Annotated in this window: 4 protein-coding genes; 2 read left to right on the forward strand and 2 right to left on the reverse strand. The window is 46.9% G+C overall.

What is annotated here, in order from left to right; translation table 11 throughout:
- The coding region (locus Q1A08_RS19855; RefSeq protein ID WP_299776147.1) for a retention module-containing protein at positions 1-9,130 on the reverse strand (9,130 nt) is incomplete at its 3' end.
- 628 nt (positions 9,131-9,758) lie between these two features.
- Positions 9,759-10,886, reverse strand: a complete 1,128-nt coding sequence (locus tag Q1A08_RS19860; RefSeq protein ID WP_299776148.1) for a PatB family C-S lyase — start codon at positions 10,884-10,886, stop codon at positions 9,759-9,761.
- 134 nt (positions 10,887-11,020) lie between these two features.
- On the opposite strand from Q1A08_RS19860, the gene Q1A08_RS19865 reads away from it, so the two are divergent.
- Positions 11,021-12,073 (forward strand): methyltransferase domain-containing protein, encoded by a 1,053-nt coding sequence (locus tag Q1A08_RS19865; protein ID WP_299776149.1) that lies wholly within the window; start codon positions 11,021-11,023, stop codon positions 12,071-12,073.
- Between the two features lie 103 nt (positions 12,074-12,176).
- Positions 12,177-13,112 (forward strand): lipid A biosynthesis lauroyl acyltransferase, encoded by a 936-nt coding sequence (locus Q1A08_RS19870; protein WP_299776150.1) that lies wholly within the window; start codon positions 12,177-12,179, stop codon positions 13,110-13,112.
- Positions 13,113-13,136 lie beyond the last annotated feature (24 nt).

The following is a 13,136-nucleotide window of genomic DNA, read 5'->3' on the forward strand; positions in this document are numbered from 1 at the left end:
GACCTTGATCATCGGTTGCGCTTAAGGTGCCGTTTCCAAGATCCGGTTTCTCCGGCGCTACAGTGTCCACGGTAATCATGTAAGGACCCGTTACTGGACTCTCTTGACCATTGGCCGCTTTGGCATCGGCATAGAAGTCGTACCCACGATCATCAAGTGCTTCTGCAGCGGTTGGTGTGTAGCTCCAGTTACCCTGACCATCACTGGTGGTTTCGAATAACTTAGTACCACCGTTAGCCGGATCACCATCGTAAATACGGATGGTGGCATTTTTAGGACCGGTACCAGTAATGGTTGGGCGATCATCATTAGTGATGCCTTCATGAGCGATGGTTTCATCTGGACCACCGGCTACGGCAGGCACATCATCAATCACACTCACAATACTTGGCGCACCTGGCGTACTGGTATCCAGTTCAAAGGCTAGAGGCGCTGTTTCACTAGATTCATTACCTGCCTTGTCCACAACTTTGGCAGACACACTATAGTTACCACTAGTAAGTGCAGGGCTTGGGTTTACCTCCCAAGTTGCAGGATCCCCCGCATTCACGCCAGCGTTCAAGCTAACGTTTTCAATAACTTGAACGAGGTTACCGCTTTCGTCGCGAATAATTACTGTTACAGTAGCTCCTGCTTCGAACTCTGCACTTTCTACAGTTCCGCTAAAAGTAGGCGTGGCGTCATCTATTGTCGAGTTGTTTACAATAGTCCCTTGTACCAAGCCCACATCATCCGTGCCGATAAAGCTGAGCATGTCTTCTGGATTCGTGCGGTCTATCGTTAAAACAAAAGGATCACTTGGCTGCGACTCGTTACCAGCTGGGTCTACGCTGGTCGCCGTATAAGCATGCTCACCCTCTGGCAATGCATCAGTTGGCGTATAAGTCCAACTGCCATCATCTTTAACTTTAACCTCATCGACAACATCACCATCTTTATAGATACGAATGGTTTCGCCAGGCGTACCTGTGCCATTAATTTTTGGTGTATTGTCGTCAGTGTGATCGCCACTGTTTAATTTGCCTTGTACCTTACCCACATTATCGTCGGCATCATTAATAATCGGAGCAGGGCTGGCGGTAACATCAATATTCAGCGTAAAGGTATCATTAACATCGTTACCGGCAGCGTCTATAGCTGTCGCGGTAAACTCAACAGCACCTTCAGGAAGATCATCGGTAATTTGGATTTTCCAAATGCCATCACCATCAGCGGTGACTGGCCCATAAGTTTTACCATTTACCTCTAAAGTAACTTCTGCACCGACCTTTGCACTACCGACAATTAATGGCCTAACGTCGTTAGTTAAACCACCATCGTTGATGTCGTTTGTTGTACCCGGTGCTTCCCCTGGACTCGGAACATCATCAACCGCTTTATCAATTGATACGGTGATATCGCTCGTATCAACAGTGAATGTAAGCGGGTCACTTGGGTCGCTTGGACCATTACCAGCTTCGTCGATTACCGCAATTTGAACAGAATGAGGACCATCAACTAAAGGCGGTTCTGGAGTGTATTCCCAGTTTCCTTCTTCATCGACATCAACAGTAACAACACGTTCATTGTCCGTGCCAGCATCTATTGTAATGACGACTTTGCCATTTGGCTCATCCACTTTACCGTGCAAACGCGGCTTAGAATCATCCGTGGTTTCACCGTTATTAATTGGGCCAGTTACAGCTCCAATATCATCTTCAGCTTTTAGTGAATCGGTTCCTGGCTTGTCAGGGGCTGTCGTATCAACAGTGATGGTATAAGGACCGGTAACCTCACTGGCAGGTCCGCCAGCAATGCTTGCATCAGCATAAAATTCGTATTTTCCATCGACCAGCTCTTCACCCGCAGCTGGAGTGAAGGTCCACTTACCCTCACCATCAACAATGGCTTCACCAATTTTGCTTCCGCCTTTGCTCGGGTCTTTGTCGTAGATAGTAATGGTGGCACCGATTGGACCAGTGCCTTCTACAGTAGGCCGATTGTCATTACTCACGCCATCCGGAGAAATTGTTTCCGTACGCCCATCTTCATTGCCAACATCATCAAGAACGCGAACAATACTTGGAGAGCCTGGCGACGCAGTATTAATATCAAAATTTAAACCGTTGCTTTCATCAGACTCATTACCTGCTTTATCAACGACCTTGGCGGTAACGGTAAACGAACCATTACCTAGCGCCGGACTAGGAGAAGCCGTCCAAGTAGCCGGATCACCAACATTCGCTCCAGCGTTAAGGCTTACTCCCTCAATAAGCTGAACTATTTGGCCACTGTCATCCCTAATAATGACAGTTACGGTTGAACCTGCGTCAAATTCAGCGGAAGCAACTTCACCAGTAAACTCAGGTACCGCATCATCAATAGTACTGTCGTTGATGATCTCTCCAGTTACTGAGCCAACATCATCGAAACCTTTAAAGTTTTCAACAGCATCAGGATTAGTACGATCAATTGTCAGAACAAAAGGATCACTTGGCTGCGACTCGTTACCAGCCGGGTCTACGCTGGTCGCCGTATAAGCATGCTCACCCTCTGGCAATGCATCAGTTGGCGTATAAGTCCAACTGCCATCATCTTTAACTTTAACCTCATCAACAACACCGCCATCTTTATAGATACGAATGGTTTCACCAGGCGTACCCGTACCATTAATTTTTGGAGTATTGTCATCAGTGTGATCGCCACTGTTTAATTTGCCTTGTACCTTACCCACATTATCGTCAGCATCATTAATAATCGGAGCAGGGCTGGCGGTAACATCAATATTCAGCGTAAAGGTATCATTAACATCGTTACCGGCAGCGTCTTTGGCTGTCGCGGTAAGTTCAACAGCACCTTCAGGAAGATCATCGGTAATTTGGATTTTCCAAATGCCATCGCCATCAGCGGTAACTGGCCCATAAGTTTTACCATTTACCTCTAAAGTAACTTCTGCACCGACTTTTGCACTACCGACAATTAATGGCCTAAGGTCGTTAGTTAAACCACCATCGTTGATGTCGCTTGTTGTACCCGGAGCTTCCCCTAGGCCCGGTACATCATCAACCGCCTTATCAATTGATACAGTGATATCGCTCGTATCAACAGTGAATGTAAGCGGATCACTTGGATCGCCTGGACCATTACCAGCTTCGTCGATTACCGCAATTTGAACAGAATGAGGACCATCAACTAAAGGCGGTTCTGGAGTGTATTCCCAGTTTCCTTCTTCATCGACATCGACAGTAACAACACGTTCATTGTCGGTACCTGGGTCTATGGTAATAACAACCTTGCCATTAGGCTCATCCACTTTGCCGTGCAAACGCGGCTTAGAATCATCCGTGGTTTCACCGTTATTAATTGGGCCAGTTACAGCTCCAATATCATCTTCAGCTTTTAGTGAATCGGTTCCTGGTTTGTCAGGGGAAACCGTATCTACGGTGATGGTATAAGGACCGGTAACATCACTAGCTGGTCCACCAGCAATGCTGGCGTCAGCATAAAATTCGTATTTGCCATCGGCCAGTTCTTCACCCGCAGCTGGAGTGAAGGTCCACTTGCCCTCACCATCAACAATGGCTTCACCAATTTTGCTTCCGCCTTTGTTTGGATCTTTGTTGTAAACGGTAATAGTAGCGCCGACAGGGCCTGTACCGGTTATTGTTGGCAAGTTATCGTTAGTTATTCCTTCATGAGCGATGGTTTCATTTTCACCACCAGGTACGTCGGGCACATCATCAATAACACTTACGATACTTGGCGAGCCTGGAGTTGCAGTATCAATAGTAAAGCGTAGCGAACCAACAGGGGCAGATTCATTGCCCGCCTTATCTACTGAAGTTACGCTGATAGCATGACCGCCATTAGCTAACGCAGGACTCGGTTCAAAGGACCAGTTTCCTGTAGGCCCAACTTCGATGCCGCTTGCGATCAACTTGCCATTGTCATAAACATTGATCGTTGTCCCGGGCTCCGCGCGACCACTAAAAGTCGGCACACTATCGTCGATGGTATCGCCATCCGAAATTGGCCCGGTAACCGGACCAACATCATCAATACCAACAAAGTTGATAACCGCAGTCGGTGCTGTAAGATCTACGGTGTAATCAAATGACGCACTTTGTGCGCTCTCATTGCCATCACTATTGGTGCTACTAACCGTGAAGATATAATCATCTTCTGCCAATTCGTTTGGCACATCAAAGACCCAAGACCCGTCATCTCGAACATCTGTCTTGCCTATCACAACACCATCAAGATAAACATTGATGACATCGCCTCTTTCACCTAAACCTTGCAGTTGTGGCTTTGGATCATTACTGATGGCGCCGCTGGCCATCTTACCAACGATCGGAGCCACATCATCATAGATGGAAGTAATAAGGGGCACCGAGCTTGAAGATGTTACAAAGTCTACAGATTCTGTCGCCGACTCTCCTGCCTCGCCGTCTGAGTTTTCGATAAAGGCTTCAAGGCTTAAAGTTTCACCATCAGCTACTGGATCTACTTGAAATAGTATAGACCCGCGATCTATATCGGCTTGGGTGATAACTTGGGACAGTTCTTGGCCTGTATTTGTTTTTAATACAACATTATCACCAAGCTGAACGGTTGCAGGCAGTGTTACCTCTACATCTACATCGCCATTCAGTTCTTTGGCAACAATTTTGCCATCGTTATTCTCATCTTCAACTACACGAATACCAGGTTTAACTTGCGCCTTACCCTCAACAAGCGCACTTGCAGAGACGGGGTCGGAGTTGTTACCAGCTGCATCACTGATGGAAGCGCTAACTACGAAGTCGTTACCTTGACTAACAGAGTTTAAGGAGATGTCGACATAACCATTGCTTAGATGGTCAGCAGTAATTGTAATAAGGGTTGGAGTATTTGCCGCAGCTTCAACTCTTAAACTATCGCCTACTTGAGCACCTACTGGTAGCTCAATACGAACATCAACCGCACCATCTTGTTCCGCTATACTAATAACGCCATTATTATCAGCATCTTCTAAAATGCTAACGCTTAAGCCAGTGTTTAGATCACTTAAATCTACCTTAACACTCGCTTCGCCCTGCTGCCCCTCGTTACCTGCTTTATCTCGTACCGACGCACTTACCTCAATGCTTGAGCCATCTTGCGGAGCTGGAAGGCTAATTGAAACCAAACCAGCATCGATATGAGATTGTGTGATTACAACGGTTTGCTCTGGCCCACCGTCTACGCTGTAAACCAAAACATCATCAAGCTGAGTACCGACTGGCAAGCTGATTTCAACAGCTACGCTAGACTTACCTGTCAACTCCCCTGTATTTAGCAGGCCATCCCCTGGGTTATTATCATCAACAAACGTAATAATTGGCGCATCCAAACCACTAATATCAATTTGTGCACTATCGCTAACTTCTCCGGAAGTATTTCCAGCGGTATCTGTTAAGGTCGCCTTAATTTCAAAAGTCGCACCATCTGTAGGCATATCATAAGAAACCAACAACTCCCCAGCTGCTACCTGCTCTGCGGTTAAGGTATAGGCGCGAGGGGCGCTCGAGTTACTGATTAAAACCAATCTATCACCAACTGCTGCATCGGCAGGCAAATCGATTTTTACATCTAGCGCGCCTTGTCGCTCTGCGGTATTAATAAAGCCGTCATTGTTGGCGTCCTCAATGATCTCAACGCTCAGCGCACTTAAATCAGAGGTATCAATTACAAGCTCTCCCTGACCTATCGGACCCGCCACTCCGGCTTGCTCTACATGGGAGCTGATAGAAACTGTTGTGCCGCTTTGTGGAACAAGACTGTTTGTCGTTATAAAACCTGTATCAATATCAGCCTGACTAATATTCAACGTGATGGGCGCGCCACCATTTAGCTGATAAACCAACTTATCGCCATCGTTTAGACCCGCAGGCAAATCGAACTGTATGCTCAAATTCGCTAAGCCCGCTGCCTCTGCGGCATTCAGGAAACCATTCCCATCAAGGTCATCGCTAAAGTTTACACTTGGCGCACCAGTTACTGTGTTGGCTGCCATGCTAACACTGTCCGTCGCCGGCTCAGATGAATTGCCATCAGCATCAAATACTTCGGCTTTAACCTGAATTGTCTGATTTGCAGAAGGTGCTGCAGTTAACACCTCAATAGAGCCGCTTTGCACATGCGCGCCTGTGATGGTGATGGTTCGTGGAACATTGTTTACTTCTAAAATTAAGGTGTCACCCTCTTTGGCACCATCCGGTAAGTTCACCTCTACTGTTATTTCGCTCGCCCCGTTTAACTCCGCAGCACTAAGCTCTCCATCATCATCAGCATCTTCTAAAATTGAGACAGACAAGCCTGAGCTTAAGTCAGGCACTTTCATTTCAACTTCTTTTTCGCTTTCGGGGCCTGACTCACCAGTTTTATCTTCAACCTTAGCCTTTACATTAACTGTTTCGCCATCATCCGGCGTTGGCACAGTAATAGAGACTTTTTTCTCATCAATAATTTGCTGGGTAATTGGTATCTCTCTTTCACTACCATCAACAACAACTATTAATTTATCCCCCGGCTCAACTCCGGTTGGCAAAATAATATCAACCGTTAACTCTGTCTTCGCGCCAACTTCCTCTTTGTTTACCTCACCATCGCCACTAGTATCATCTACAAAAACAATCGCAGGAGAGCGCACCGGCTGTAAATTCATTGTGGCAGAATCACTAGCCGCATCACTTACATTACCCGCGGCATCAAAAATCTGCGCTTCCACTTCTAGTGTTTGTCCATGCCCTAAAGCGTCAACAGAGAACTGTACGGTTCCATTACTAATATCTGTATCAGAAACAATAATCTCTCGAGGAGATTGGCCAGTAACATCTACAATTAATTTATCGCCAGCTTTTGCTCCAGCCGGTAGATTGATAAGCACATCAACACCACCAGCTCTGCTTGAGTTCAGCAATTCTGTAGAGCTGATCGTACCATCGTCATTATCATCGGTACTGAGTTCAACACTCAGCCCAGGATTAGCCCCTTTGAAGTCTGTCACATCGACAATTAGACTACCCTCAGCATTTGGGCTATCAACATTCGCTTCACTCGTTACCTTAGCCACAACCGACAATACTGAACCATCATTTGGTTGAGGAACGGTAATGGTGAATTGGCCTTCGTTCAGTAATTGCTGAGTTACGGGTACAGAGGTCTCTGCACCATCAATTGTTATTGTTAATGTGCTTCCCACTGGAGTGTTAGGGTCAAGCGTGACAACCACATCAATTTCACCATCAACATTCGCTGTAGACTCATCAAAATTGAAGTAGCCATCTTTATTAGAGTCTTCAACAAAAGAAATACTTGGTTGTGGCGGTGGAGTTTCATCAACTAAATCAATAACAAAAGGCTCTGGAGTACTCGGTTCGCTGGTATTACCAGCTTTATCGGTTACATCAACAACGACTTGGTATTCACCCCCAGGAGGCTCAGGCAAAATACTTGTCGGAATAGTCACCTCAACGCTTCCGCCGTCTTCAGGGCCAACGATATATTCTATTTCCTCTGTTCCTCCGCCAGGCAAAGTCACCTTAACGGTAACTTTGTCTCCAGGTTCCGTGCCGCTAGGAAGAACTATTTGTACCTGCACCCCATCTTCAAGCTCTTCTTCATCGACGTTATCTTCCGCTTCAGGGATCGTGACAATCGGCGCCGTAATTTCACCGCCCTCGCCAGGAGCAATCGTATCAATAACAATATCAACTGGGTCACTGGGCAAACTTACATTCCCTGCAGGGTCAACCACCGTAACTTGCACAACATACTCACCATCAGGAGGCGAAGGTAAGACATTTACAGGAATAGTTACTTCTTTAGAACCTTCTTCACCAGGCTCAACAACGGCCTTAACATCAACCTTTTCACCACTTGGCAAAGTAACCGTAACAACTACCTCATCACCAGGCCCTGTACCTGATGGCAAGCCGACAATTACTTGAATACCATTCTCAAACTCTTCTTTGTTAACTCCGCTTTCTGCCTCAGGAATTGACACTGTCGGTTTTTCAGTGCCGCCACCCGGTGGAGTTGTATCAATAACAATATTTTCTTCTTCAGTGGTTTCATTACCAGCAGGATCTACGGTACTAACCGTTACGTCCGTACCAGGCTCTTCAATCGGATCTGTCGGGGTAATTTCCCACTTTCCTTCTGGATCAACCGTTGTAGTTCCAATCACCTTACCGCTCGGGTCAGTGATAGTGACCTGATTTCCTGGCTCGCCGGTCCCAGTGATAGTTGGTGTGGTATCGTTAGTAGGAGCTAATGGATCAACTGTTAGCAGCGGCGGACTGATATCAACCGTGATAGAGGTAGTTGATGTTTCGCCTGAGACACCAGCAGGGTTAAATGGTGTTGCAGAAATTTCTAGAGTTTCACCATCTTCTGGCAAAGGCAAATTAACAGTTACATTACCAGCTTCAATGTCAGCTTGGGTAAGCCCCACCACCACACCATTAACAACAATTGTTGAACCTGGCAGTAAGCCATCTGGCAAAGCAATCGAAACGGTTACCTGGCTATCATTTTCAGCGATATTAATGAAGCCATCTCCATTGGCATCCTGAACTACCGTAAGCGACAGCTCGCCTGGCGCAGGAACACCACTACCGTCATCAGCTCCGGTTCCATCACTCAGAGACGTAGCACCGCCAATGCCTGCCCCCGAACCAAAGCCTGCTTGAGGCAGCACCTGCCCACCGGTGTATTCAAAGCGCACTCCGCTTCCAAGGGAGCTACCACCAGCACCCTCACCACCCGCAGCCGTTGCAGGAAGCAAATCTTCAATACTCTCTCCGCGCTCCAGAGCTTCAATTAGACTGGCAAACTCTACATCTTCCTCAGTATCAGAGGGCTCTTCGAAGGATTGCAGGCGCTCAATTAACTCTTCATCTATTAATGCTGACTGGTTAGCGCCCACTGCAAGCGCCCCACCTTCAAGAAAGCGGATCACAATACTGGCATCTCTAGCCGTTTTGACGGCATCCCCGAGATTTACGGCCATACCCGCCTGCATGACTTCGCCATTTGCTATATTGTTCACAACTCCCTGTACGGCAACAACTACGCCAGCTGATGAAAGGTTTTGGGCATTAATTCCAACTGATAAGTCAACCATGACAGCTTCCTGAAAATTTTCGATGATGATTAATCTTGTGCCTATTCAATTCAGCATAGGCAACAACCGCCGCGCATGTGCGCGCTTGTTTCCCCGAAGCAAAGCCTATTGATAAACGGTTATGCGCGCCCGAATGCCGATGGCCATGCTTAAAACTGCAAGAATTCATTGCCCATACAACGGGCCAATTGAATTTGGCTAGGTGTCCCTAGTAATAGAGATTGCGCGACATTGACAAATAGAGAGACCAGAGCATTGCTTAAAGAGGGGAGTCAAACGGTAACCACTACAGAATCACCACTCGAAAATATTTCATCCCTTGAAAACTACTCTTTAAAACGGGCTTAAAAGAGAGCAAACCCTTAGCTTAAAAACGATCGCAAATGTGACGCGCATCACACTAACAATCGAATCATATTAAGAGCCCGAATAGGTTCAAGTAGCCCCAGCGAAAAACCATACAAAGCTACGAAAAGGAAAGTTAAATGGGCCTATAGCCCAAGCCCAAAGAATCAAATTGACGAAAGGAACTAATACTTTTATCTGCCATATCACCCATACCGAAAAGCCATAGGTGATATATACCAATGAGAATTTAGGTCTGATTTAGAAACGAAGCAAGAAACCCCTACAAGCGATCAGTGATTTGTTGCAATTGATTGATTGAACAGCCGAAGTTAACCCTGGCAAAGCCATCCGCACCAAAGTCTGCACCTGGAGATGGGCCAATCCCTTTCTGCTCAAACCATAGCTGCGGGTCTGCATGCCCAAGGCCTCGAGCATCGATCCAAGCTAAAAAAGTAGCCTCACCACTATGCATCTCAAGCCCTGAGGTGCTATCGATTGTTGCTTTTAATATGGCCCTGTTGCGACGTAAATAGTCTAATAATTCTGCATGCCATTGACGCCCACCATTAAAAGCTGCGGTAGTTGCCAATAGACCCAGTACATTTGCCCAAGGAGCCAGCCCATTGGCCGCTTTCGCAAAACGACGCCGCAACGCAGCATCAGGAATAACCCCAAACGATACACCTAAGCCCGCAATATTGAATGTCTTCGCTGCAGACATCAAAGTTACCGAACGCTGCTGCAATGACTCAAGGCTAAATGCCGGGCTGTGTTTAACTCCGGGCTCTAGAATCAGATCGCAATGAATCTCATCACTGACTAATATCAACCCATGCTTGTCACATATATCTCCTAGGTTCTGCAAACTATCTAAGCTAAGCACTTTGCCGTTTGGGTTCATGGGATTACAAAGAATCATTATTTTACTGCGACTGCGCGCGGCATATTTTTCGATAAGATCAAAATCCAGCTCAGCGCCGCTACCCGTCTGCAGGACCGGAACCGCTAAATTTTCCAACTGGTGGTTCTTATGTGCCTGTAAAATAGGTGGGTAGTTTGGAGTCTGTACAATTAGGCTATCGCCCGGCTCCGAGTAAGCTCGACAAGCTATGTTAAAACCAGGTACTACGCCTGGCATCCAGACAATCCATTCTTCAGGAATCCGACAACCATGGCGATATTCGAGCCAATCCACGATGGCTTGACGGCCCTCGTCATACTCTTCCGGCTTTAAATAGCCCAGTACACCTTGCTGATTGAACTCGCTAATCGCTGAGCGTACAGATTCGGGCGCCGCAAAGTCCATGTCAGCCACCCAGCAAGGGATGATGTCGCGCCCCTTATAACGGTTCCATTTAAAGGAGTATTTAGGATCGCGATCAATAATGCGGTCGAATTCAAAGCTCATAACAAACCTTAAGCGTGGCGGTGATAATTTTGTGAACAAACAATTAGACAAATCATAGTAGCAGCGTCTTGCACAGGGCAAGTACTACCGCTATGGTGCCTGCCAATATTGTATTTTTGGATAGGCTGGCAACGATGCGCGAAGACGTTAAAGAATATTACGGCAAGACATTAGCAGGTAGCGAAGATTTGAAAACCGATGCTTGCTGTACCCTAGAGGCCCCGCCGCAAAACATTAGGGATATACAAAATAAGATTCACCCTGAGGTATCAGGTCATTATTATGGCTGCGGTCTTATTATTCCCCAATCTATTGAGGGGCTTAAAATTCTGGATCTAGGCTCTGGCTCTGGAATGGACGTTTACACACTGTCAGCGATGGTCGGCGAACAAGGTCATATTGCAGGTGTCGACATGACCGACGAACAACTCGCTATTGCAGAGCGACACCGGGATTACCATGCTGATGCCTTCGGCTATTCAAAAAGCAATGTTGAATTCCACAAAGGCTATCTGGAGCAACTGGATGAGCTCAATCTTGAGCCTGGCAGTTTCGACTTAATTATTTCTAACTGCGTCATTAATCTCTGCCAAGATAAAGAAGCCGTATTGAAACATTGCCACAGCCTATTGAAAGAAGGCGGCGAGATGTATTTTTCGGATGTTTATAGCGATCGCCGCGTACCCGATACATTGCGCACAGACCCAGAGCTATACGGCGAATGCTTAAGCGGAGCTTTATACTGGAACGATTTTCACAATCTCGCCAAGGCCTGCGGCTTTGCCGACCCACGACTGGTCGAAGATCGCCCTCTTGGGCTCAACAATGACTCTGTAGTAGAGCGCATCGGCCATATTGGTTTTTACTCTGCTACTTATCGATTGTTTAAAATTAGCGGCTTGGAGCCTTTTTGCGAAGATTACGGTCAGGCCGTTAAATACCTAGGCGGCGTTGAAGGACAAGAGCAAGCCTTCAGTTTAGATAAGCACCACCATATCGATAAAGGTCGTTTGTTCCCAGTCTGCGGTAACACTTACCGAATGCTCAATGAAAGCCGCTTTGCCAAGCACTTTGAGTTTTACGGTAACTGGGATACTCACTTTGGTATTTTCGAGGGCTGCGGCACAAGTTTGCCTTACGATCAAGAAACAGGCTCAATACAAAGTCCTTCAGGTGGCTGCTGCTAGCAGCCTATTTACCCGAATAGAGTGACCTAATCCCCGTGTGCGCCGCTCCACAATGGAAGGCGTCTGGGGTACCATCCCAGTTTTTAATCACTGGTAACACTACATGTCGCGTCGACACGAAAATCTAGACCAATTTCGCGGGTACTTTTTACACCCCAAGTTTTGGCCACTTTGGCTTTGGTTCGCCATATTATGGCTAGTCGGGCGCTTGCCACTTCCAGCGATTCGTGGCTTGGGTAGCGCTACTGGCAAACTGGTTTATAGCGTTGCCAAAAGCAGACGTCGAGTGACACTTCGCAACCTAGAGCTATGTTTTCCTGAAAAGAGTGAAGCCGAGCGAGAAAACATAGCCAAGCAAAGCTTTGCCAATGCAGGAATGGCACTATGGGAGTCTGGCCTAATTTGGTTTGGTCGCCTCTCCCGTATTCGGAAGATGCACAACATCATCGGCCTGGAGTACCTCCAAAAACAAGACGATGAAGCAATTCTCGCTCTAGCAATGCATAACAGCTGTTTAGAGCCTGCCTATGGCCCTCTAGCCCTTGAGCACAGCATGAAAATACTGTTCCGCGTACATAACAACCCATTCTGGGAGTATGTGGCGCAAAAAGGAAGGAATCGTTACAACTTAGAGCTGGTTTCCAATAAGCGTGTAAGTAGATTTGTCGAATATATGCGCGAAGGCCACACCGGGCTTATTGCGGCTGATCATGACCTAGGTCGGAAGAGTAGTATATTTGTGCCGTTTTTCGGTATTCAAACCGCCACGGTTACCACTCCAAGCACCCTAGCTACAGCGGCTAATGCCAGAGTTGTATTTACTTGCGGCTATCGCACAGCCAAGGGTTATGAGGTCGAAATCAGCCCCATGGAGAATTTTCCTAGCGAAGATATTCACGCTGATATCGAGCGATTTAGCGCCACAGTTGAGGCCCATGTGCGCAAGCACCCCGCAGAGTATCTCTGGATGCATCGCCGCTTTAAAACTCGCCCAGAAGGCGAAGAAAGCTTGTACCAGAAGAAAGACAAGAAGAAATAGCCCTTTCCAGCTATAAAGCTCAAG

Source organism: uncultured Pseudoteredinibacter sp. (assembly GCF_947500695.1).
Taxonomy (GTDB): Bacteria; Pseudomonadota; Gammaproteobacteria; order Pseudomonadales; family Cellvibrionaceae; genus Pseudoteredinibacter.

Bases quoted from the DNA above. Each gene is read 5' to 3' on its own strand.
- Q1A08_RS19860 (WP_299776148.1), bottom strand. From the start codon at position 10,886: ATGAGCTTTGAATTCGACCGCATTATTGATCGCGATCCTAAATACTCC.
- Q1A08_RS19865 (WP_299776149.1), top strand. From the start codon at position 11,021: ATGCGCGAAGACGTTAAAGAATATTACGGCAAGACATTAGCAGGTAGC.
- Q1A08_RS19870 (WP_299776150.1), top strand. From the start codon at position 12,177: ATGTCGCGTCGACACGAAAATCTAGACCAATTTCGCGGGTACTTTTTA.